The following is a 22,986-nucleotide window of genomic DNA, read 5'->3' as shown; positions in this document are numbered from 1 at the left end:
GCGCACTGCCCCACCCCCACCCCCACCTGCGCCCCAACCCCGCCCCGCCCCCGCCCGACCCCCGCCCAACTCCCGCGATCTTGCACTTTCTGTCGTCCTATATCGCCCACAGCCGCACAAAGCGTCAACAGCAACTGCAAGATCGACGCGGGAATGGAGGGGGCGCGGGCTCGGGAGGCGGGCACGGTGGGAGAAATGGGGAGGGCACGGTGGGAGACGGGACCGGGCACGGTGGAAGAAAGGGGTGGGGAGGGTGGGGGCAGCACTACCGGGGAGAGACCAGGCTTCGGGATGGGGGGCGGGTCGGCGGCTGCCTAGCCTTTGAGCCATGACCGCCCTTGCCGCCACCAGCGACCGGCAGCCGCTGGCCCGGAGCATCCCCCGCCAACTCTTCGTCGACTCCGGGTACGTGCTGCTCAGCCTGCCCCTGGCAGTGGCCAGCTTCGCCGTCCTCATCGCCGGTCTCGCGGCGGGCCTCGGCCTGATGGTCACCGTGATCGGCCTGCCGATCCTCAGCGGCACCCTGTACGCCGCCCGCGGGCTGGCCGACATCGAGCGCCTGCGGCTGCCCGCCGTGCTCCGGCAGCCCCGGGTCCGACCGCGCTACCGGCTGCCGGAGGCGGGCGCGAGCGCCTGGCGGCGGATCTTCCTGCCGATGCGCGACGCCCAGTCCTGGCTCGACCTGGCGCACGGAATCCTGCGGTTGATCGTGGTGCTGGCCACCTTCGTGGTCACCGTCTCCTGGTGGGTCGTGGCGATCGCCGACTCCCTCTACTGGGCGTACGACTGGGCCCTGCCCCGCCCGTCCGACGGCGAACAGGACCTGGCGCAACTCCTCGGCCTCGGTGACTCGACCACCGCCCGGATCGGGCTGAACACCGCGGTCGGCGTGTTCTTCCTGATCACCCTGCCGATCGTGGTGCGGGGCTGCGCGCTGCTCCAGGCCAGCTTCGGCAAGGCCCTGCTGACCGGGGTGGCCGAGATGCGGGACCGGATCACCGTGCTGGAGGAGCAGAAGCGGGCGGCGGTGTCCGCCGAGGCGTCCGCGCTGCGCCGGCTGGAACGTGACATCCACGACGGCCCGCAGCAGCGGCTGGTCCGGCTCGCGATGGACCTCAACCGCGCCCGGATGCAGCTCGCCTCCGACCCGGAGGAGGCCGGCCGGACCATCGACGAGGCGGTCACCCAGACCCGGGAGACGCTTGCCGAACTGCGGGCGCTGTCACGCGGCATCGCCCCACCGATCCTGGTCGACCGGGGTCTGCCCAGCGCGCTGGCCGCGCTCGCCGGCCGCGGGCTCGTCCCCATCGAACTCCAGGTCGACCAGCAGTTGGGTACGCGGGACGGCCGGCTCGACCCGGCGGTGGAGAACACCGCGTACTTCGTGGTGGCCGAGGCGCTGACCAACATCGCCAAGCACAGCCGGGCCACCGAGGCCACGGTCGCCGTGGCCCGCCAGGGCACCCATCTCGAGGTACGGGTGGGCGACGACGGGCAGGGCGGCGCACACCTGGCCAAGGGGCACGGGCTGGCCGGCATCGCCGACCGGGTGCGGGCGGCCGGGGGTGAGCTGACCGTGATCAGCCCGACCGGCGGGCCCACCGAGATCCGCGCCGAACTTCCGCTGTGAACCACCCGGGAAGCGGCCTCGGCGTGGTAGACACCACACCCATGCGCATCGTGATCGCCGACGACGCCGTCCTGCTCCGGGAAGGGCTGGTACGGCTGCTGACCGAGAGCGGGCACCAGGTGGTGGCCGCCGTCGGGGACGGAGACGCGCTCGTCGAGGCGGTGGTCGAGCACCGGCCCGACGTGTCGATCGTCGACGTCCGGATGCCACCGAGCCACACCGACGAGGGGTTGCGGGCGGCGGTGCGGGCCCGCCAACTGGTGCCTCGTACGCCGATCCTGGTGCTCTCCCAGTACGTCGAGGTGTCGTACGCCGATGATCTGCTCGCCACCACCGGCGGTGCCGGCGGCGGCGGGATCGGCTACCTGCTCAAGGACCGGGTGGCGGCGATCGACGAGTTCCTGGACGCGCTGCGCCGGGTGGCGGCCGGCGGCACGGTGCTCGACCCGGAGGTGGTCGGCCAGCTCTTCGCCCGACGCCGCCGCGACGACCCGCTGCGCGAGTTGACCCCGCGCGAGCGGGAGGTGCTCGCGCTGATGGCCGAGGGCCGGTCGAACACGGCCATCGCCCGCGCCCTGGTGGTGAGCGACGGCGCGGTGGAGAAGCACGTGCGCAACATCTTCACCAAGCTCACCCTCCCGCCGGACACCGAGCAGCACCGGCGGGTGCTGGCCGTCCTCACCTACCTGCGGAACTGACCACCCCGGCGGCCAGCGCCACCGCGTCGGTGAGGGTGTCGGCCACCGGGTGACCGGAGGCGCGCAGCCGGGCCGGGTCGGTGAACCCGCCGGTGTAGAGCACCGCGCGGCCGCCGACGGCGACGGCCGCGTCCGCGTCGTCGATGGAGTCACCGATGAGTACGACCCTGCCGCCGTCCACGCCCAGCTCGGCCAGGTGCTGCCGCAGTGACTCGGCCTTGCGGTCGCCGCCGACCGTGGCCCGCAGCCCGTCGACCCGGGTGAAGTGGCCGGTCAGCCCGTACGTGTGCACCGTGGGCACCAGTTCCTCGTGGAACCACATGGAGAGCAGGCTCTGGCTGCCGTCCCAGGCGGCCATCGCGGTCCGCGCGTCGGCGGCCAGCTCGCAGGTGGTCAACCCGTCGCGGTACGCGTCGTGGAAGATCCGGTCCAGCCGGCCGAACGCCTCGTCGTCCACGGCCTGCCCGAGCACCTCGGCGTAGTAGTCGGCGATCGGCCGGCGGAACCGCGTCCGGTGCTCGTCGGCGGTGACCACCGGCCCGCCCACGCTGGCGAACGCGGCGTTGGTGGCGGCCACCACCAGGCTGAGGTCGTTGAGCAGGGTGCCGTTCCAGTCCCAGACCAGGTGAGGGTGCGCAGGGGTCATCCGAGCACCTTAGGCACCGCTCAGAGCTGGGGCGTGGTCAGGTCCCGCAGCAGCCGGTCCTCCTCCACCCGCCAGTAGCCGTGCTCCTTGCCGTCGAGCATCACCACCGGCAGCCGGTCGCCGTACTCCCGTTCCAACTCCTCGTCGCCGGTGACGTCCCACTCGACCCACTTGTCGCCGGTGACCGCCACCACCCGGTCGAGCGCGGCCTTGGCGTCGTCGCACAGGTGGCAGCCGGGTCGGGTGATCAGGGCGAGCCGGGCGTCAGTGGCCATCGGGTACCTCCGTGCGGGCGTCGTCGGCGGGTGCGGGCGGGCCGGCCGGGGTCGCCGACCGGAGCTGGGTCTTTCGTACCTTGCCGATCGCCGAGTGGGGCAGTGCGTCGACGAACTCGACGGCGGTCGGGCACTTGAACCGGGCCAGGTTCCGTGCGCAGTGTGCGAGCAACTCCTCGCCGCTGACCGACCGCCCCGGCGCCGGTACGACGTACGCCCGCACAGTCTCGCCGGTTCGCGGGTGCGGCACACCCAGTACCGCCGACTCGGCCACCCCGGGGTGCCCGGCGAGCACGAGTTCGACCTCGTGCGGATAGACGTTGAAGCCGTTGACCAGGATCAGGTCGCCGAGTCGGTCGACCAGGAAGAGGTCGCCGTCGGCGTCGGCGTACGCGATGTCGCGGGTCCCCCACCAGCCGTCGGCGTCCGGACCGTCGCGGCCGTCCGGCCAGTAGCCGTCGAAGAGGTTGGGACCGCGGACCACGATCTGCCCCGGATCGGTGCCCGGGCCGGCATCGGAGATGTCCAGCTCGTCCGGGTCGTCGTCGGGGACGGTCTGGCCGTCGCGCCACAGGTCCACCGAGTCCGGGCCGACCAGGCGCAGGTGGACGCCGGGCAGCGGCCGGCCGATCGAGCCGGCCTTGGCCACCGGTCCGACCAGGGTGGACGTGAGCACCGGCGCGGTCTCGGTGAGGCCGTAGCCGACGTGCACCGAGTGGCCGGTGACCTCGGTGAAGCGCGCCGCGACCGCGGGTTCCAGCGGTGCCGCGCCGCACACCGCGACCCGTACCGACGCGGTCGCCGCGCGGGCCGCCGGGGCATCGGCCCAGGCCAGGAACATCGACGGTACGCCGACCAGCACGCTGACCCGGTGCCGGGCGATTTCGGCGAGCGCCGCCGTCGGGTCCGGCTCGTCGAGCAGCACACCGGTGGCGCCATGGTGGACGACGGCGCCGAGCGCCGAGTTGAGCCCGTACGCGTGGAACAGCGGCAGGGCCAGCAGCACCGTGTCGTCCGGGCCGACGACCGGCGGCTCGATGGCGTCGACCTGCTCCTGGTTGGCCAGGAGCGCGCGGTGCGAGAGCATCGCGCCCTTCGGCCGGCCGGCGGTGCCGGAGGTGTAGAGCAGTACGGCGAGGTCGTCCCCGCCCCGGCGGGCCCGGGGGTCCGGCCCGGGTTGCCCACCGGTCGGCGGGGTCTCGTGTACGGCGGTGAGCGCGGGCAGGTCGGCGGCCGCCTCGGCGACCAGGCCACGGACGCGCTCGGTGCCGATCAGCAGCGACGCGCCGGAGTCGGCCAGCACGTGCCGCAGTTCCGGGGCGGTGAAGGCGGGGTTGACCGGCACCGCGATCAGCCCGGCCCGCAGCGCGCCGAGCCAACCGATCACGAAGTCGGGAGTGTTGGGCAGCGCGATCGCGACCCGGGGCGGCTGGGCGCCCGACTCGGTGGCCGCAACGGCGGCGGCGAGGCCGTACGCGGCGGCGGTCACGGCGGCGTCCAGTTCGGACCAGCTCACCCGTCGGTCCCGCCAGTACAGCGCGGGCCGGTCGCCGTGGTCGAGAGCCGCCCGACGGACGCGGTCGGCGAGGTTCGGCGGCGGGTCCGCCGGCAAGTCCTGCACGGTGGTCGAGTCTGGCACAGCGGCGGTCGACTGGCCACGCCCGACGAGCGCCGCGCGAGGGGCGTACCGCGTCCCGTCAACGGGACACCACCCGTGCCGTCGGTGCTCCGATCGAGTCCGGCTGATGGGACGTGCGGCGCGCCCGGGCAGCGGTTCGGCCACCCCGGTCCAGCGGGTGGCGAGGACGGCTCGCCCGATCGGTTGAGATCGCGTCCGACCTGGGGATCCATCCTGGAACAACGGGTCGGTCGAAAGTCAAACGCACACGACGGACAACCGGTCCGCCACCGGTGCGACACAGCGGGAAATACTTCCGCCCTGTGTAACGGACTTGCCACGCGCGGGTGACGTTGGCCCTATTATCACTCGGGTCGGCTCACCCCATTTGCCGTGAGTCGACACCCCTCAGCCCGAGGAGGCCCCCGTGCCTGTGAGCGCATTGGACCAGCACCTCAAGGGGAACTGCCGCCCGTCGGCACACCCCGGAACAGTCCTGCCCGACCGGCTGCCCGGCCGGTCCGCACCGACGACCCGCAAACCGGCCCGCCCGGCCACCAACGGGACGGGGGCGGCGCGATGACCACCTTCGGATACGCGGAACGCCCCGTCGGCCTGACCGGTCAGACGCCCCGTTCGCAGGTCAACGAACGCCCGGCGGCCCGCACGCCGCTGAACGATCCGCACGCCGCGCTGCGCGGAGAGGGCCCCGCCCAGCGGACCCGCAACCGCCCGCACACCAACGAGCCTCCGCCGAGACCGGCGGTCCCCGGTGGCAACGCGATGCCGACCGGCGGTCGGGTCGCCGCACCGGCCCGACCGACCATGCCGTCGCAGGGCCGCCGGGCCGGCGACGCCCCGGCTGCGGCCACCGACCCGTCGGCGGGCGAGACGGCGGTGATCCCGGCGGTGCCGGCCGCCGCGCCGACCACACCGACCGGCTTTCCGAGCCGCCCGGACCCGTCCGACCCGGCCACCGAGGTCTGGACGCTCGTCGAGCGGGCGCAGGCCGGCGAGTCCGAGGCGTTCGGTCTCATCTACGACAGGTACGTGGACACCGTCTTCCGGTTCGTCTACTTTCGCGTCGGTAACCGCCAGCTCGCCGAGGACCTGACGTCGGACACGTTCCTGCGCGCCCTCAAGCGGATCGGCAGCTTCACCTGGCAGGGCCGTGATCTCGGCGCCTGGCTGGTGACCATCGCCCGCAACCTGGTCGCGGACCACTTCAAGTCCGGCCGGTACCGGCTGGAGGTCACCACGGGCGACGTGCTGGACGCCGACCGGGAGGACCGCGGCCCCGAGGGCAGCCCGGAAGCCGCAGTGGTCGAGCACATCACCAACGTCGCCCTGCTCACCGCCGTCAAGCAGCTCAACCCGGAGCAGCAGGAGTGCATCGTGCTCCGGTTCCTGCAGGGCTTCTCGGTGGCCGAGACGGCCCGTGCCATGGGCAAGAACGAGGGTGCCATCAAGGCTCTCCAGTACCGGGCCGTCCGCGCCCTGGCGCGGCTGCTGCCCGACGGTTTCCAACCGTGATCCGCTAGCCGTCCTGAGCGGCGTCGATCACTGTCTGCGCAGCTCAGGATAGGTCTCGCTCGGTGACGCCGATCACTTTCTGTGATTTCCGCCCCGCCCGGCCCGTAACCCGTGCCCGGCCCGCCGCGTTTCTCCGGGTGCGACCGGTGGATGTCCCGGCAGGGCCGGGGCACCGAGGTCCGCCCGGCACGCCGGACGGCGCCTCAGCTCCGTGGTGTCACAACGCCGCCCGGTCGCCGGAGACCACGGCGGCCGACCGGCCGTGACCAGCGAGAGGAGGTGCCTGCGGTGGACAACGACCTCTTCTCCCGCCGGCGTGCCGAGCGCTTCGCGCAACTTCTCGACGAGGCCAACGGCGGCCGGCGGCACCACGTGCGGTCCCGGGTGGACAGCCAGCTGGCGCCGCTCGTCGCGGTGGGTCAGCGGATCAGCGCCGATCCACCCACCGTCGAGGTGGATCCCGACTTCCGCACCGGCCTGCGGGCGATGCTGCTCGCCACCGCCGAGCGCGAGGGGATGGGCAGCACCCCGGCCACCGCCGAACCGGCCGCCCCGCGTGCCGCCGCCACCGGCCGTGGCTCGCTGCTGCCGGCGGTCACCGCCCGGCGGGCCCGTGCCCGGGGCGCGATCCTGGTCGGCATCGCCGCCGGCGCCATCGCCGTCTCCGGCATCTCCGCCGCCAGCGAGAACGCCGTTCCCGGCGACGCGCTCTACGGCATGAAGCGGTCCACCGAGCGGGCGCAACTCGCCCTGGCCAGCTCGGACATCAGCCGTGGTCAGCTCTTCCTGGACTTCGCCCGGACCCGGCTCGGCGAGGCGGCAGAGCTGCGCGGTGACCGGATCGGCTACAGCGCCGTCCTCGACGACATGGACGCCGACACCCGCCAGGGCATCCGCCTGCTCACCGCCGCCGCCGTGCAGCGCGCCGAGCCGGCCAGTCTGGACACCGTCAACACGTTCGTCGCCAGCCAGCGACGGGCGGTGAGCGCGCTGCTCGACGGCGCGGGCCGGGCCGACCGGGAGCGGACCCGACGGTCGCTGGCCCTGCTGGACAGCATCCGGGAACGGTCGGACGCGGTACGCGCCGCAATCGCGTGCGGCCTCCCCGCGCCGACCGGCAGCGACACGCTCGGCCCCACCCCGAGCACCTGCCCCGGCGACCGCTGACCGCTACCTGGGACCCGCACGACCGGCCGCGCACGTTTCCCGTGCCCGGCCGGTCGATCGTGCGCTCCGGATACCCTCGCTGAAGGCATCGTCGTAGCTGCTGAAGGGGGAAGTCGCGTGGCGCGCAGCCGCAAGGTGACGGTCAGCACCGACGCCCGTGGGCACACCGCAGGGTGGGCGGAGACCGACCTGGCTTCGGTCACCCCGCCCGCACCGGACCCGACCGCCGCCGCCTTCTTCGACGTCGACAACACGATGATGCAGGGCGCGTCGATCTACTGGTTCGCCCGGGGGCTCGCCGCCCGGGACTACTTCACCACCGCCGACCTGGCCCGTTTCGCCTGGCAGCAACTCCGGTTCCGGCTGCTCGCCCGGGAACACGCGGGCGACATGTCCCAGGCGAAGGAGGCCGCGCTGGCCTTCGTCGAGGGATGGCGGGTCGACGACGTGGAACGCCTCTCGGAGGAGATCTTCGACGAGCTGATGGCGCCCCGGATCTGGGCCGGTACCCGCCAGCTCGCCCAGGGCCACCTGGACGCCGGCCAGCGCGTCTGGCTGGTCAGCGCTGCCCCGGTGGAGATCGGTCGGGTGATCGCCGCCCGACTCGGCCTGACGGGTGCGATCGGCACGGTGGCCGAGGTGCGGGCCGGGGCGTACACCGGGCGATTGGTGGGTGATCTCATGCACGGGCCGGCGAAGGCCGAGGCGGTCACCCAGCTCGCCGCCGTGGAGGGGCTGGACCTCACCCGCTGCGCGGCGTACAGCGACTCGGCCAACGACCTGCCGCTGCTCTCCGCGGTGGGGAGGGCGGTGGCGGTCAACCCGGACGGCACCCTGCTGCGGCAGGCCCGCCAGCGCGGCTGGGAGGTACGGGACTTCCGGACCGGCCGTCGGGCCGTCAAGATCGCCGTACCGTCGACAGCGGCGGCCGGTCTCGTCGCCGGCGCGGTCACCGCCGGACTGGCTCTCCAGCGTCGCCGCCGCGCCGGCTGAGCGTCAGGGGCCGAACGGGTCGGGTCGCCGTTCCAGCAGCGTGTGCAGGGTCTGCTGGATGGTCTCCCGCACCTGGTCGGCGAGGTTGAAGACGACCAGCGGATCGTCCGCCGAGTCGGTCAGGTGGGCGGTGGGGATCGGCGGGCAGAACTCGATCAGCCACTTGCTGGGCAGCGGCACCATGCCCAGCGGACCGAGCCACGGGAAGGTCGGCGTCACCGGAAAATACGGAAGCTTGAGCAGTCGCGCGAGGGGCTTGATGTCGGCGAGCATCGGATAGATCTCCTCACCCCCGACGATGGCGACCGGGACGATCGGCGTGCCGGTCCGCAGCGCCGCCGAGACGAAGCCACCCCGGCCGAACCGTTGCAGCTTGTACCGGTCGGCGTAGAGCTTGCCGATGCCCTTGAACCCCTCGGGGAAGACGCCGACCAGGTCGCCGCCGCCGAGCAGCCGCTCGGCGTCCGGGTTGCAGGCCACCGTGCCACCCGTCTTGCGGGCGATCTCCGACACCACCGGCATCCGGAACACCAGGTCGGCGCCGAGCAGCCGCAGGTAGCGGTGGGCCGGGTGCTTGTCGTGCAGGGCCGCCGACAGGATCAACGCGTCCAGCGCCACGGTGCCCGAGTGGTTGCCGACCACCAGGGCGGGTCCGTCGACGGGTACGTGCTCGACCCCGCTGACCTCGGTGCGGAACCAGTCCCGGTAGAGCAGGCGCAGCAACGGGTGGAAGACGGCGTCGGTCAGCTCCGGATCGAAGCCGAACTCGTCGACCTCGTAGTCCCCGGCCAACCGTCGACGCAGGAACGCCAGCCCGTTCGCGACCCGACGATCCCACTGGTCTCCGGGCCGGTCCGGCACCGCCGGCGCGGTGCCACCGCCGGAAGCCGGCGTGCTGTCGCTGGCCGGTTCGTCGGGCGTCGTGCCGTCGACCTGGGCGGCGGACGTATCAGCCGGGCCGTCGGTCGGCAGGTCGACCTCGTCACCGGCCGTCGCGGCGGGGGCGAGCCGGGCCGCCGGACGGTGGCCGTTGCGCCGCGCCGGCTCCGCGTCCGGCACGGGCGGAACCGGCGGTACGTCGAACCGCCCGATCCCCTGCGGCTCCTGCCCCGGACCGGTCATGAGGTGCGCTCCCGCACCGCGGCCCGGACCTGTCGGATGCCGTCCAGCACCAACTGCTCGGCGGCGGCCAACTGGCCCCGGCTGAGCACCGCCTTGCCGTGGTGGGCGCGGATGAAGTCCTCGAACGCCTCGGCCGTGGAGCGCGGCGTGAAGCCGTACTCCTGCTCGAGGCGCGTGGTGTCGACGACCCGGCCGTGGACGAAGAGGTCGACCTGGTCGAGGCCGTAGCGGCCGACCCCCATGGTGCGGGCCAGCGCCGCGGCGCCGGAGAGACCGGGCTCGAACACCGGCACGGCCACCCGACCGGCCCGCCGGATCGCCTGGGACAGCGACAGCACGCCGGGACCGGCGACGTTGTAGGTGCCCGGATGGTCTTCCACGATCGACCGGTGCAGCACCTCCAACGCGTCGTCGAAGTGCAGGAACTGGAGTCGAGGATCGCGGCCGAAGACGGTCGGCACGAACGGCTGGGCGAAGTAGCGGGTCAGGGTCGTGTCGGCGGTCGAACCGATGAACGGGGCGAAGCGCAGCACCGTTGCGGTCACGTCGGCCCGACGGCGGCGGAAGCCCCGCACGTACCCCTCGACGTCGAGGATGTCGCGGCCGAATCCGCCGCGTGGCACCTCGCGCGGCTCGGTCTCCTCGGTGAACACGGCCGGATCGCGGAACGACACCCCGTACGCGGCGGTCGACGACCGGACCACGAGCTTGCGCAGGCGGGGCGCGCGCTGGCAGGCGGCGAGGAGCTGCATGGTGCCGATGACGTTCTGGTCCTTCATGGCCGACCGGCCACCGTGCTGCGGGTCGGGGGAGCTGACCAACGCGAGGTGGACCACCGCGTCGACGTCCAGGTCGGCCAGGAGCCCACCGAGCGAACCCGGGTCGACGCGGATCCGCTCGACCCGGTCCAGCAGGTCGGTGAACTCGGCGGCCGGTTCCGGCGCGTCCACGCCGATGACCCGCTCGATACGCGGATCGGCGGCCAGCCGGGCGGCAACGTGGGCGCCCAGGTAGCGACCGACCCCGGTCACGACGACGACCCCCGGAGCACCTGGGGTGCTACCGGGGGTCATCTGACGCACCTACGCCGACAGGCGGGATCGAGCCGGGACGACCACGGCCTGATCACCTGAGCCTCCGGAGGTCGACAGTTTGGCAAGTGACGCTGCTGCCGGGCTGGGCCCGGCGACTGTCACTTGCCGAGACGGCGACGCTGGACGCGGGTCTTGCGCAGCAGCTTGCGGTGCTTCTTCTTAGCCATGCGCTTACGGCGCTTCTTGACCACCGAGCCCATACGACAGCCTTTCGATACAACGTGCGGGGCGGACCGGATGACACCACGCAGGTGGCGACGGAGACCGCATGCGGACAACGGACCGGACCAGTCTGGGCGGCGGGGCGCACCGGCGGGGTCTCGGTCGCGCTCCAGGGTAGCCGGAGAGCGTCAGCAGGACCAACGCGCCCCCGTCCATCACGCCTCGCGAGCGCTCGTTCGGCCGTGCGGTGGCTCAGGCGGTTTCCTGAAAGGCACCCCGCAGGTATTCGTGCACCGCGTGCTCGGGCACCCGGAACGACCGGCCCACCCGAACGGCGGTCAGCTCACCGCTGTGCACGAGGCGATAGACCGTCATCTTCGACACCCGCATGACCGTCGCCACCTCCGCGACGGTCAGGAACTTGACCTCCGACAGCCGTCCGTCGGACTGCGACCCGGCCATGGCTCACCGACCCATCCCATGCCCGGCGCGGGCCAACCCGACGGATGCTCCGGGCCGGGCGGCGACGCGCGTGTTACCAGTACGGTAGCGGGACGGCTGTGACCGGCGCGATCCCTTCGTACAACTGATCATGTTTCGGTGGTGGGTTCACCCGATCCGGCCCGCCGTTATCTCCCCGCCTGCGTCCGTCGTCCGGTTGCTCACTCGGCGCGCAGCGCCACCACCGGGTCGAGCCGGCCGGCGCGCTGCGCGGGGACCACGCCGAAGACGATCCCCACCGCCGCCGACACACCGAACGCCAGCGCCAACGACCACCACGTGATCGCCGCCGGGATCGGTGACAACGCGTCCACCAGCAGGGCGGTCCCCACGCCGAGCGCCATCCCGGTCAGCCCGCCGATGGTCGTGAGCAGCACCGCCTCCAGCAGGAACTGCACGCCGATGTCGCGGGGCCGCGCGCCGACCGCCTTGCGCAGCCCGATTTCCCGGGTCCGTTCGCGGACGCTGACCAGCATGATGTTGGAGACGCCGACGCCGCCGACGAGCAGCGAGATGCCGGCGATGGCGGCCAGCACCCCGGTGAGTACGCCGAGGATGTCGCCGAGCACCCCGAGGATCTGCTGCTGCGTAACCGCGCTGAACTCGGTGTCCGGGTGCCGGCGGTTCAGCTCGGCGACGATGCGTTCGCCCAGCTCGTCGATCCGTTCCCGGTCGGGCGCCTTGACCGCGATGCCGTCCACCCGCTGGGTGCCCCAGAGGCGCTGGGCGGCGGTCACCGGTACGTGCACCTCGTCGTCCCGGTCGACGCCGAGGCTCTGCCCGAGGGGCGCGAACACGCCGATCACCCGGAACCGTACGCCGGCGAGGGTCACCTGCTGACCCAGCGGATCGCGGTCGGGGAACAGCGCGCGGGCCACCGAGTCGCCGAGGACCGCGACCCGCCGGCTGGTGTCCACGTCCGTACCGGTGAGGTAGCGGCCCCGAGCCAGCGAGCGGGTGAACACCGTCGGCGTGGTCTCCAGCACGCCCTGCACGGTGGTGAAGTCGGAGCGCGCGCCGGCCCGCGCGGTCGCGCCCGAGGCGACGGTGACCGCGACCCGCTGCGGATCGCCGACGACGCGGGAGACCGCGTCCGCGTCCTTGAGCGTCAACGGCGAGACCACCGGGGCGTTGCCCACCTCGATCTTGCCGGGGACCACCAGCAGCAGATTGGAGCCGAGCCCTTCGACCTGCTGCTCCACCTTCTGTTTGGTGCCGGTGCCGATGGCGACCAGCAGCACCACCGACGCGACACCGATGATCACGCCGAGCATGGTGAGCGAGCTGCGCAGTCGGTTGGCGCGCAACGCGTCCAACGCCACCCGCCACGCCTCGGCGACCCTCACGTCGTACCGTCCCCGGGCTCGCGCGCGTCGGCCTCGACGCGCCGCCGGCCGGACACCCGTACGTCGGCCTCCGCGGGGTCGTGCGGAAGGCGTCCGGTGGCTCCGGCGGCGCCACCGGAGCCACCGGACGGGTGCCCCGGGCCGTTTCCGGACGCGGACCGGGGCTCCGCGCTGGGAGCGGGGACCAGTGTCTCAGGTCGACCGTGGTCGACGGACGGCGGTCGATCATGGAGATCGCCGGCGCTGTCGGCCACCACCACACCGTCGCGCATGGCGATCCGGCGTGCGGCCCGCGCCGCCACCTCCTGGTCGTGGGTGACCATCACCAACGCCACCCCGGACTCCGCGTTCAGCCGCTCCAACAGTTCCAGGACCGCCGCGCCGGTCACACTGTCCAGGTTGCCGGTCGGCTCGTCGGCGAGCAGCACCGTCGGCTCGGTGACCAGCGCGCGGGCGATGGCGACCCGCTGCTGCTCGCCACCGGACATCTGGTTGGGCCGGTGGTCGAGCCGGTGCCCGAGACCGACCCGGCCCAGCATCGCCGCCGCCCGCTCCCGGCGCTGCCGGGCCGACACCCCCCGGTAGACCAGCGGCAACGCCACGTTCTCCACCGCCGACGTACGCGGCAGCAGGTGGAACGCCTGGAAGACGAAACCGATCGTCTCGTTGCGCAGGGTGGCCATCTCCGGCGGGGACAGGGCGTTGACGTCCCGCCCGCCGATCACCAACCGGCCACCGGTCGGCCGGTCGAGCCCGCCCAGCAGGTGCATCAGCGTGGACTTGCCGGAGCCGGACGGTCCGACGAGGGCCACGTAGTCCCCCGCCCGCACGGTCAACGACACCCCGCGCAGCGCCTCGACCGACACCCCGTCGAGCTGGTACGTGCGCGACACGTCCACCGCCTCGATGGCCGGCGGGGTGTCGCTCACCGCACCTCCTGACCGTCGCGTACCTGGTCGGTGCCGCGTACCACGATCCGGTCGCCGGCCTGGACGCCGTTGAGGATCTGCACCAGGTCGGACCCCTGGACGCCCACGGTCACCGGTGCCCGGTCCGCCCTGCCGTCGCGGACCACCCAGACGGCGTCCCGGCCGTCGGCGGAGAAGACGGCCGAGGCGGGAACGGTCACCGCGTCGGCGGCCTCGCGTACCCGCAGGTGCACGATCGCGTTCATGCCGGGGCGGGGCGTGGGGGCGGGCTCGTCCTCGGCCAGCTTCCCCGCGCCCAGTGCGAGGCGTACCCGGTAGGTGACCCCGCCCTGGGCGGAACTGGTGGGGAGCACGTCCACCGAGCGGACCGTGGCGTCGTAGCTGGCACCGCTGACGGCGTCCAGCTCGACGGTGGCGGTCACCCCGGGCTTGACCAGCAGCACGTCGGTCTCGTCCACGTCGGCGAGCAGCCCGAGCTGCCCGGTGTCCACGATGGTCAGCACCGGCGTGCCGGCGGTGACGAGACCGCCGACCACGACGGCGTCGTCGACCCCGGCCGGCGGGCCAGCCGGGGCGGGAGACAGCGCGGACGGGTCGATCCCCGCCCCACCGGCCTGCTCCAACAACCCGGCCAGGCCGCCGCTCGCGCCACCGCCGGCCCGGGTGCCGCCCGGCTGCACCACCCCGGCGATCGGGGCGCGCAGGGTCAGCGCGTCGACGGTCGCCTTCGCCAGGTCGTACGCCTGCTGGGCCTGGAGCCGTTGCGCCGCGGACAGCGAGCCGACGGCGGAGTTCAACCCGCTGATCCCCCGCTGCACCGCGCGCACGGCCGCGTCGGCGCTGCGCGCGGCGGCGGCGTACTGCCGCTGGGCGGAGGTCACCTGGGCCAGCAGCGCGTCCCGTAGCTGCTGGTCGGCGATCTTCTCGGCGGCCTCACGGGCGGCGTCGAACGCCTCGTCGGCGGCCTTGTCGGTGCTGCGCCGACTGCTGGTCAGGTTGCCGGTGGAGACGCCCCGGCCGGCGCGCTTGGCCGCGTCCAGCGCCTCCTTCGCCTGGCGCAGGCGGGCCTGGGCCGACGGGGACGCGACCACCGCGAGCACCTGACCGCGCTTCACCCGCTGTCCGGGTTGGACCCGCAGGCTGGCCAGGGTGCCGTCGGCGGGTGCGGTGAGGCTGGCGGCGGCGCGGGCCGTCACCGTCGCCGGAGCGTCGATCACCTCGCTGACCGGGTTGACGGCCGCCGAGGCGAGCGCGACCGGCGGTTGGTCGTCACCGCAGGAGGCGGCGGTGGTGGTGGTGAGGACGGCGACGGCGGTCAGGGCGATGAGCAGGCGGGGCCGCGTGGCGCTTGCGAGCCTCGGCCGGTCGGAGCGGCGCACCCATCGATGGTACGGCGTCGATTTAAGGCAGAGGTTGAAGGCTGACCATCACGGCCGTCTCGGGCATCTAGCACGGCCAGCAGACGCCGGGCCACACGCACACGCTATAGGCCCCCAGCCGGCACGCACGCCACCAACCGAACCACCGACTCCAACTAAACAACTAGGACCGTGACGGTCCATTTGCGCCGCGTGCGAAGTGGGTGGTTCCGGGAATTGAAGCCACACCGCTGTACGGTCGACATTGACGCGCTCGAATTCGGTAGATGCCGCACCGCGTCACCACAGCCTGCCGTTCGGCGGAGAGCGACATCAACGGATTCCTTACGGCAGCCCGACAGCCGCCAGGTCAGTTCACACGCGCAATTACCGCCGCCATCTAGAGCGACATGACGTACTGACGCAACTCTACCCAGAGCACACCATCCCCACGCCCTCAGGGGCCGCGAATTCTGTTGGTTCAGCGTGAATTTGACGCCTGAAGCAGGCTACACGGGGAGGACCAATTCGGCAATCTTCCTTGAACACCCTCCAGGAATGAGCTCGAATAATCGGGCGGCACGTCACCTATTCCTTCCACTTCGAGGACATAGAATTCTGCCAAATCGCCCTCGACATGAAGTCGCGCCTCCGGGAAGAAGTCAACTTCGAGGCGAAATAAGCCGTTACGTCGGTTAGGCGCGCTAGATGCGACCGTCAGCGCCACCAACGGCATCCGTACCGCCGGCGAGCTCCAGACGAACGAGCGCAGACCACGCAATACAAGAAGCGCAGAATTTCCTACGTCAAATTGCAAAGATGTACGCAGTTCGAACAGAAGGGCTGCCGTGGAGGACAACTGACACACTCGAGAGTCGAGTAGTTGCGCCTCCTGTAGAGCATCCTCGCCCGTCAACGGATCAGTGTCAGGCGCGTCAATATTTGACGACACGGAATCTGACAGGACGAGTTCATCGATGGAAGTCATTGAATTTTGATGTGGTTGTAGGAATCGGCCCTACTGACCGTCTGCCCAGTTAACGGGTTGACCGACTGCCCTTTCTTGTTCATGTAAACCACATATCCCTTAGGGTACTGATGTTTTCCAGTGGTAACTGGATCCATCACCCGAACTTGCACCACCCGAGGATCGAGCCCCTTAGTTCCAGCCGGAATATCGTACACCCAACCCTTGCCCGTTGCGACCGGCGTGCCGGCAGCCCCCTTGGGGAGGGGCAGAGTTTCTCCAGCAGGTCCAGTTACCGATTCAAGCACACAGCTGGTGTTGTGGACCAACACCGTGGTGTTGCCGGCTAGCACATAGAACGTATGAATGCCTCCGACGGTGAGGTTGTAAGCGAGGCCAACATGCACGCTGTCCGAGCGAAGTCTCACCACGGCCCGAGTGTTGCCATCCGCTGACAGCACCAGATCGCCCGCGTCAAGCCTGTCAGCCCGCTGCCACTCCCGGTCGGTCAGGTTCCAGAACGGATGATCCTCGGTCGTGGTGATCACCGCGCCGACAAGCTGGAGCTCGATGAGATCGTCCTGATGGACCCACACGTGGGTGATGACTCGGGGACCCTGCTCACCGGTCTCCGGGTCTGCGGCCATCACCTCGTCTCCGGCCTCCAACTCATCCAGTCGTTTGGTGGTGCCGTCGGCCATCAGGACTTCAGTGTCGCCGCTGAAGCTCTTGCAGCCGCAATTGCAGCCGGTGCCCCCCTCGCCACCCTTACCGGGCTTGCCAAGCTTGCCCGGCGTCCCGGGCATAACCCGGTCATCATCTGGCAAATTCTCGACGCCCCACTGGAAATGGCCAGAGAAGAGTTCCTGCATCCAATCGCCACACCTGCCCGTAGAACGCATCTCAGCGCAGATGTACATCGCGAGTCCGCGAGTATCTTCCTCCATCAGAGTGTCGTTATTGCCCTGACTTTTAGCCCGGTACCAAGCCGCACGCCGCTCGTTCCACCGACGCATGAACTCTTCGAGCGGAACAGTTGGCGGAACCACGATTCCCCAGCCGAGGTTACGCGGATGATCAAACCTCGATCGCGTGGTCGTCTTGCCGTTCGCGTCTCCCCACGCGATGTTGGCATCGGTGCCGCAACCGCCCGGGCAGCCTCCGGCACCCCGACCGTCACCCTCCTTCAGCGGGCGCGGGTCGTAACCGCGGCAGTCGTACTCCAGGCAGTCGGCGGGGATCAGACCGTCTGGGTCGCTCATCGTGACGGGGGAGTTGTTGGCGTAGGAGTAACCGTTCCACTGCTGCGGATCGGTCAGGTCCTGCAACGGGTCCACGGAGACGAACCGACCGATGGTCGGGTCGTAGTTGCGGGCGCTGACCTGGGTGAGGCCGGTGTTCGTGTTGAGTGGCTGGTTGAGAAAGCCGCGGTTGTCCGGCGCGGTGACGGTGGAGCCGCGCGGCGCGCCGTACGGGGTGTACTGCCGCCAGGTCGGCACCTGGGCCGTGTAGTTCAGGTAAAGAGTCGGCGTGCCCTGGTGGTCGGGGATGGTGAACCCGTACGCGTTGCCACTACCCGTGCGGTAGGCCACCGCGCCACTCGGCGTCGGGTAGTAGCGGGTGCCGCTGACCGCCTGGGTGCTGGTGTTGAGGGTGATCTGCTGACCGGGCAGGTAGAGGGTGGTGACCCCCGGGTCCTTCTGGATCAGAAGGTTGCCGTCGGCGTCGTACAGGAACGAGCTGTTGCCGTCCGTGCCGCCCGTCACCGACGCCAACTCACCCGCGTCGTCCCAGTTCAGGGTCTGGGTGCCCTGCCCGGCCTTGCGGGTGGTCATGTTGCCCGCGTCGTCATAGCTGTACGAGGTACTCCCGGTGAGCCCACCGGAGGTGGTGGTGCTCGTCAGCGTGTGCGGCTGGCCCTTGGAGTTGCCGTCATAGGCGTAGTTGGTGGTGGTGTCGGTTCCGCCGGTCGTGGAGTACTGGATCTGGCTCTTCCGGTTGCCGAGCGGGTCGACGCTCCACTCGGTCCAGTAGGCGCTGGTGGTACCGATACCGCTGCCGACCATGGCCCGGTTGCCGAGGGTCGGCGCGACGGCGCAACCGTCGGTCGCCGTCCAGGCCTTGAAGAGCCGCCGGAGTGAGTCGTACCGGTAGCACTCCGTCTCGGACACCATGGTCGGCTCGTACCGGGTGTTCACCGTCTTCGTGATGTTGCCGTACAGGTCGTACTCGTAGTCCTGCTTGTCGACGTTCGTCGTGGTGGTCGTCGTCTTGGTCACCAGCTGCTGGTTCAGCCGCCCGTTGTGATCGTCGTAAATGTTGACGATGGAGGCGAGGCTCGTCGGAGAGCCAACCTGGTTACTGATGACCCGACCCCAGGCGTCGTAATCGGTGACCGCGCTGTACCCGGCGAGCCCCGCCAGGGAAGACAACAGGTCCAACGGTCCGACGTAGCCACGGCTCACTGTTTCCGCAGGCAGATTTCCTCGGGCCGGATAGATGTCCGCGATGGGGATACCGGTCACCGTCGAGTAGAGGTGCCCGAACCCGTACGTGTTGCCGAGCGCTCCCTCGACAGCCGGGATGGTGATCGTCTCGCCCTTCGAGTTGCCGAAGGAGTCGAAGCTGGTCCACTGGGTGCTGTACTCGGCGCCGTTGCGGAAGGCTGTCGCGGTGGTTAGCTTGCCGATCGCGTTCGTGATCGACCCTGCGTTGTTGTCGTTGTCGTACACCCAGGCGGCCAGCTTGTTGCTGGCCGACTGCGCCGACGCCGGCGCGGCGAAGCTCGCCGTGCGACGGTTGATCTTGTCGAAGGTGGCCGAGGCGGTCTTGCCCCGGCCGTCCGTCGACTCGATGACGTTGCCTGCGCCGTCGTAGCGCATGGTGCTGCTGCCGGCGTCCGGGTCATCCTTGCCGACCACCTGTCCCAGCAGGTTGTACGTGCTGGTCCACACGTTGCCGGCACTGTCGGTCAGGGTCGATTGGTTGCCGTGGCTGTCGTATCCGTAGGTGCTGTCCACCGTGGTGCCGCCGGTCAGGCGGAAGGGGCCGGTGAAGGGGTTGCTCGGGGAGACCAGCGTCGGCGCGGCGGTGTACTGGAGTTGCTTCTCCAGCCGACCCATCGGGTCGTTGACCGTCGAGGTGACGGTGCCTCCGGTCGGCGGGATGACGGTCGTGCGGTCACCGTTGTACACCGTCCTTGTCGACGACTTCACCACGCCGTCGCGGGCACTCTCCGCCAGGATGACCCGGCCCAGCCCGTCGTAGGTGTTTTGGGTCTGGTTCAGAACCTTCTTTCCCAGCGAGTCGGAGTCCGCGGGGACGGTGCTCGCCCCGTTGGCGGCGTCATACCAGGCGTTGAAGGTCTTCCACACCCAACCCCGGCTGTCGTAGATCGTGTCGGTGACCAGTCGACCGCCCACGTTGGCGTCCGACTGGACCTGTCGGACGCGGTACTGGGCGTCGTAGATGGTGGTGGTGGTCGAATAACCGCTGTTCTTGTTGAGGGTCTCGGTCTTCGTCGCGGTCGGCCCGGTGTTGGAAACCGCGTAGGTGTGCTTCACGTTCGGCGGAACGCTGGTGGGTCGGGACGCCAGCCAGACCGCCGTCAGCCGACCGAGCGCGTCGTACTGCGATCGGGTGACCACGCTGTTGGCGTCGGTGCTGCTCGTGGGCAGATTGCGCAGCGTGGTGATGGTCGTGGAGGTGGCGTGACCCTCCGCGTTCTCCAATTTCATGCCGGTGGTCAGACCGGCCGTGTTGTCGGTGTAGGTGGTGATGGTCTTGTTGTCGTTGCCGTCCCAGCTTCCGGTCACCCGTCCGTACGCGTCGAACTCCGCCTTGTCGGTGGTCTGGTAGACGTACGCCCCGGAGACCCAGTCGGACGCTTTGCGGACCATGGTGACGTTGCCCCGGGTCGGGGCGGCCTGCGGGAACGCCTCCTCGAACTGCGTGTCGTCGTAGTAGGTGCGGACGTGCGAGACGACCTGCGCCGGCCGGTTGACCGTGGTCGGAGCGGTCAGTGTGTTGGTGCTACCCGGCACCGAGGCCGGCGAGCCGGCGCGGAAGCCGGCGCAGGCCACCGACACCGTCTCGACCTGGCTGGTCAGGCCGACCAGGTTGAGATCGGTGTTGGCCGCGGCGTACGTCGTGCTCGTACACCGGTCGTAGGTGGGGTTCGCCGGCACGGTGTGGTCGTACGAGTAACGCAACAGACCGAAGGTCGGCGAGCTGATCGACGAGTCGTACGACATGTCGGACTGGCTGTACCGCCAGGTGGTGCTGGCGCCGGAGGTGACGGCCTGCCGCCGCCACGTCTGTACCGGCGCGGTGAACGTCGCGGTCAGGTCCGGGAGCCCGGTGCGGCTCCGGATAGCGGTCGCCTCCGAAACCCAGTACGAGGTGACCGTCGAGCTGTCCACCGGGCCGCCGTCGCCGAGGTACGAGGTGGTTTCCAGAGCACGACCAGCGAGCTGGTCGACGTCCTCGTGCACCCCTCCCGCGCTGTCGGTGACGGTGGCGACCGCAGTGCTGTTGTTCTTGCTCATGCCCCGGTAGTAGGTGGTCTGGGACAACGTGCGGGGGTCGTTCACGCCGTCACCGTTGCGCACCCGGACCTTGCCGTACCCGCGGAACTGGCCGTAGGTGCGGTACTTGGCCTTGACCACCTCGTTGTCGTCGTAGTGCCAAGCCGCACCGTCGAGGTACTCGTAGCTCGTGGCGGTCATTGGCGCGCCGCCGGTCGGGTCGGTCGCGGTGACCCGGGTGACGGCGTACTTGTTGAACCAGTCGCGGATCTGGTCCGGCAACCCTTCTGGGGTCCAGTAGACCGGGTAGCAGGACTTGGTGTTGGAGGCGGGACTGATCGTCACCGGCACGGTGCAGGGTTCCGGCAGCTCATAGATGGGCGAGATGACCGAGCCGGTCTCGGTGGTGATCGTCGCGATGCGCTGCCGGTAGAACGAGGGGTAGCCGCTCCTGACCTCCACGCGGTTGGGGAGTTTGAGGCCGGTGAATGACACCGAGGGCAGGGTGATGGCGTTCGACGAGCCACCCGAGTTGGTGTCGTGCCCGGTGCGGGTGATCGATGCCAGCCACAGCGTCGCCGATGTGCCGTCCTCTGGGTCCGGCATCGTGTGGGCGAAGGCGTAGGAGTCGACCTTCTTGTACGGGGTACTGCTGGTGTCGTACTGCTGAGTGACGATGGAGGTCAGCCGCACGGTGGAGAAGAAGGACGGGCTCCACGTCTTGCAGTCGGTGCCGGAGTTGCAGACGAGGTCGAACGGAACGTCCGGCCAGTTGGCCTTGTTCGCCTCGTTCAACGGCTTGCAGGTGCCCGAGAGGCAACGGTCGTCGGTGTTGAACACCACCTGGTTGGGAACGATGCCGTACGCGCCGTTGTCACGGAAGCCGTAGTCGATCCGGGCAAGGTTGCTGTCCCGGATGTACATCACGTCCGTGGCGCCCTCGTTGCGCCCGTAGTAGTTGGTGGCCTGGTTGTAGTAGTAGGCCATCGCGTTGCCGTGGACGTCCTTGACGTAGTCGAGGTTCCACCGGTACGCCATGGTGCAGACCGAGGAGCTGAAACCGGCCGCGTTGTAGCAGGGGTCCCCGGAGTGCGCCGAGTAGACCGGGACGTAGTCGACCGACTTGGTCTCCGGCTTGTTCGTGGTCCACCCGGGCAGGCGGTTGCGGCCGAACTCGTAGACCGTGCCGTCCCGCTCGGTCACCCGCCAGTAGTCGGTGTCCTTGGTCCCGCTGCCGTTACCCGAGTTCATCACCCGGGTAACCACGGCACCGGTGTCGTTCTGCACCTTCCAGGTGTCCTTGGCGGAGTCCCAGATGAGCGAACTCGACGATCCGTTCAAGGCGATGGTGAGGATCGGACCGGCGTAGCAACGGTCGTTCGTCTTGACCGGGGACGGGCTGCCGCCCGGGTCGTCCGAGCAGGAGACGAAGGTCTGCTCGACGTACGACCTCGGTGTGGTCCAACCATCGCCGAGCCACGACGCTTGGGCGTTGGTGGCCACGGTCTGACCGTCGACACTTCCGGAGTCGTAGGAGAGGGCCAGTTGCGGCACGAGTTTCGACCGGGTCGGCGGCACGGTCAACGGGTACGAGTAGGTGAAGGAGCCGGTGCTGCCACCCGCGCTCCATGAGCCGGACGGCTTCAGGTCGGTCGCCGCGTACGTGCCGCCCTTGCCACCCTCTTCGCCAACACCGGCGATAGCGGCGAGGACCACCGCCGAGCCGGCCGACCGGCTGTCGGCGGCGTCGGTCGTCAGCGGCACCTCGGCCGACACCGAGTTGGCCGCCTGGTCGTTCGTGGAAGGCACCCGGATCGGCGTCCGGCAGGCGGCGAGCGAGGGAGTGGTGAGCGCACATGCCGGCAGTTGCACGAGCCGCAGACGGGAACCGTAGTTGCCGCCGTACGCCTCGGTGAACTCGGCGTAGTCGACGCCGACACGTACGGAGCCGCTGGCGCGTCCACTCGCCGTCGGAGTCACCGACAGCAGTACGCCGTCCACGCCAGCGGCCCCGGTGGTCGCCCGGTCCGCAATCTGAACCTGCACCTGCCGGGGACCGGTGTAACGACCGTTCTTCGCGACCGGCACCACCCAGACCGGGGTGTCGGCGGCACGGGTCTTCGCCGGTGCCGCCGTTCGGGCCGTGGGAGCCGACTCGGGCAGCTCCACCGCAACCGACGCGGCCTTCGGCCATGCCGTCCGCGACGGCCGATGGGTCGACTTTGCCTGGTCAGGTGGGGTAACGAAGTGCGAGGGCAACGGCCTGACGCCGGTCACAGATCTCCCGGGCGACATGGGCGGGCGCTTGGACAGCCCGCCGTCATCCGGCTTCGCGATCGCTGGCGTCCCGGTCAGCAGACTGGCTATCAGCGACGTCGCCGCAGTCAGCGCTACCAGACGTCTGGGACGTTTGACGAGACG

17 protein-coding genes are annotated in these 22,986 nt (G+C 70.4%); 5 read left to right on the top strand and 12 right to left on the bottom strand.

Going from position 1 to position 22,986, the window contains the following annotated elements; translation table 11 throughout:
* Positions 1 to 328: 328 nt before the first annotated feature.
* The gene (locus AC3EN4_RS24410) at positions 329 to 1,630 is read left to right on the top strand and encodes a sensor histidine kinase (protein WP_435208071.1); all 1,302 of its coding nucleotides are present in this window, start codon (positions 329 to 331) and stop codon (positions 1,628 to 1,630) included.
* A gap of 41 nt (positions 1,631 to 1,671) precedes the next feature.
* Positions 1,672 to 2,328, top strand: coding sequence for a response regulator (locus AC3EN4_RS24405; protein WP_422737077.1), 657 nt, complete (start codon positions 1,672 to 1,674; stop codon positions 2,326 to 2,328).
* Here AC3EN4_RS24405 and AC3EN4_RS24400 read toward each other — a convergent pair.
* From AC3EN4_RS24400 to AC3EN4_RS24390, 3 genes are read right to left on the bottom strand one after another with little or no spacing between them, the layout of a single operon-like run.
* Positions 2,309 to 2,974, bottom strand: coding sequence for an HAD family hydrolase (locus tag AC3EN4_RS24400; protein ID WP_435208069.1), 666 nt, complete (start codon positions 2,972 to 2,974; stop codon positions 2,309 to 2,311). The genes AC3EN4_RS24405 and AC3EN4_RS24400 overlap by 20 nt on opposite strands.
* A gap of 20 nt (positions 2,975 to 2,994) precedes the next feature.
* A complete protein-coding gene (locus tag AC3EN4_RS24395) occupies positions 2,995 to 3,249 on the bottom strand; it encodes a glutaredoxin family protein (protein ID WP_355050810.1) in 255 nt (84 codons plus the stop codon).
* Positions 3,239 to 4,870 carry an AMP-binding protein gene (locus AC3EN4_RS24390; RefSeq protein WP_435208067.1) on the bottom strand — a complete coding sequence of 544 codons (1,632 nt, stop codon included), beginning with the start codon at positions 4,868 to 4,870 and terminating at the stop codon, positions 3,239 to 3,241. Before AC3EN4_RS24390 ends, AC3EN4_RS24395 begins: the two co-directional genes overlap by 11 nt.
* A gap of 576 nt (positions 4,871 to 5,446) precedes the next feature.
* Here AC3EN4_RS24390 and AC3EN4_RS24385 point away from each other — a divergent pair.
* The 3 genes from AC3EN4_RS24385 to AC3EN4_RS24375 all read left to right on the top strand — a co-directional run bounded on the left by AC3EN4_RS24385 (position 5,447) and on the right by AC3EN4_RS24375 (position 8,560).
* Positions 5,447 to 6,400, top strand: a complete 954-nt coding sequence (locus AC3EN4_RS24385; RefSeq protein ID WP_435208066.1) for an ECF subfamily RNA polymerase sigma factor, BldN family — start codon at positions 5,447 to 5,449, stop codon at positions 6,398 to 6,400.
* Between the two features lie 288 nt (positions 6,401 to 6,688).
* A complete protein-coding gene (locus AC3EN4_RS24380; protein WP_435208064.1) occupies positions 6,689 to 7,567 on the top strand; it encodes a DUF5667 domain-containing protein in 879 nt (292 codons plus the stop codon).
* 87 nt (positions 7,568 to 7,654) lie between these two features.
* Positions 7,655 to 8,560, top strand: a complete 906-nt coding sequence (locus AC3EN4_RS24375) for an HAD family hydrolase (protein WP_435208118.1) — start codon at positions 7,655 to 7,657, stop codon at positions 8,558 to 8,560.
* A gap of 3 nt (positions 8,561 to 8,563) precedes the next feature.
* Here AC3EN4_RS24375 and AC3EN4_RS24370 read toward each other — a convergent pair whose 3' ends face one another.
* The 9 genes from AC3EN4_RS24370 to AC3EN4_RS24330 form a co-directional block, all read right to left on the bottom strand.
* The gene (locus tag AC3EN4_RS24370; protein ID WP_435208117.1) at positions 8,564 to 9,421 is read right to left on the bottom strand and encodes a lysophospholipid acyltransferase family protein; all 858 of its coding nucleotides are present in this window, start codon (positions 9,419 to 9,421) and stop codon (positions 8,564 to 8,566) included.
* A 257-nt stretch (positions 9,422 to 9,678) separates the two neighbouring features.
* Complete coding sequence (locus AC3EN4_RS24365; RefSeq protein WP_435208062.1) at positions 9,679 to 10,755, bottom strand: NAD-dependent epimerase/dehydratase family protein; 1,077 nt, start codon at positions 10,753 to 10,755, stop codon at positions 9,679 to 9,681.
* Positions 10,756 to 10,874: 119 nt separating this feature from the next.
* Positions 10,875 to 10,976 carry a 30S ribosomal protein bS22 gene (locus AC3EN4_RS24360; protein ID WP_007465623.1) on the bottom strand — a complete coding sequence of 34 codons (102 nt, stop codon included), beginning with the start codon at positions 10,974 to 10,976 and terminating at the stop codon, positions 10,875 to 10,877.
* A 214-nt stretch (positions 10,977 to 11,190) separates the two neighbouring features.
* The gene (locus AC3EN4_RS24355; RefSeq protein ID WP_007465625.1) at positions 11,191 to 11,400 is read right to left on the bottom strand and encodes a helix-turn-helix domain-containing protein; all 210 of its coding nucleotides are present in this window, start codon (positions 11,398 to 11,400) and stop codon (positions 11,191 to 11,193) included.
* 200 nt (positions 11,401 to 11,600) lie between these two features.
* Positions 11,601 to 12,785 carry an ABC transporter permease gene (locus AC3EN4_RS24350; RefSeq protein WP_421473346.1) on the bottom strand — a complete coding sequence of 395 codons (1,185 nt, stop codon included), beginning with the start codon at positions 12,783 to 12,785 and terminating at the stop codon, positions 11,601 to 11,603.
* On the bottom strand, positions 12,782 to 13,714 hold the full coding sequence (locus AC3EN4_RS24345; RefSeq protein WP_435208059.1) for an ABC transporter ATP-binding protein: 933 nt from the start codon (positions 13,712 to 13,714) through the stop codon (positions 12,782 to 12,784). The genes AC3EN4_RS24350 and AC3EN4_RS24345 overlap by 4 nt, the downstream gene beginning before the upstream one ends.
* Positions 13,711 to 15,093: an efflux RND transporter periplasmic adaptor subunit gene (locus AC3EN4_RS24340; protein ID WP_435208058.1), complete on the bottom strand. Its 1,383-nt coding sequence runs from the start codon at positions 15,091 to 15,093 to the stop codon at positions 13,711 to 13,713. The genes AC3EN4_RS24345 and AC3EN4_RS24340 overlap by 4 nt, the downstream gene beginning before the upstream one ends.
* Positions 15,094 to 15,553: 460 nt before the next feature.
* Positions 15,554 to 16,060 (bottom strand): hypothetical protein, encoded by a 507-nt coding sequence (locus AC3EN4_RS24335; protein WP_435208056.1) that lies wholly within the window; start codon positions 16,058 to 16,060, stop codon positions 15,554 to 15,556.
* On the bottom strand, positions 16,057 to 22,734 hold the full coding sequence (locus tag AC3EN4_RS24330; protein WP_435208055.1) for an RHS repeat-associated core domain-containing protein: 6,678 nt from the start codon (positions 22,732 to 22,734) through the stop codon (positions 16,057 to 16,059). Before AC3EN4_RS24330 ends, AC3EN4_RS24335 begins: the two co-directional genes overlap by 4 nt.
* Between the last annotated feature and the right edge of the window lie 252 nt (positions 22,735 to 22,986).

Source organism: Micromonospora sp. bgisy143 (assembly GCF_057708145.1).
Note: the sequence above shows the minus strand (reverse complement) of the source record. Positions and strands in the feature narration are given on the sequence as shown.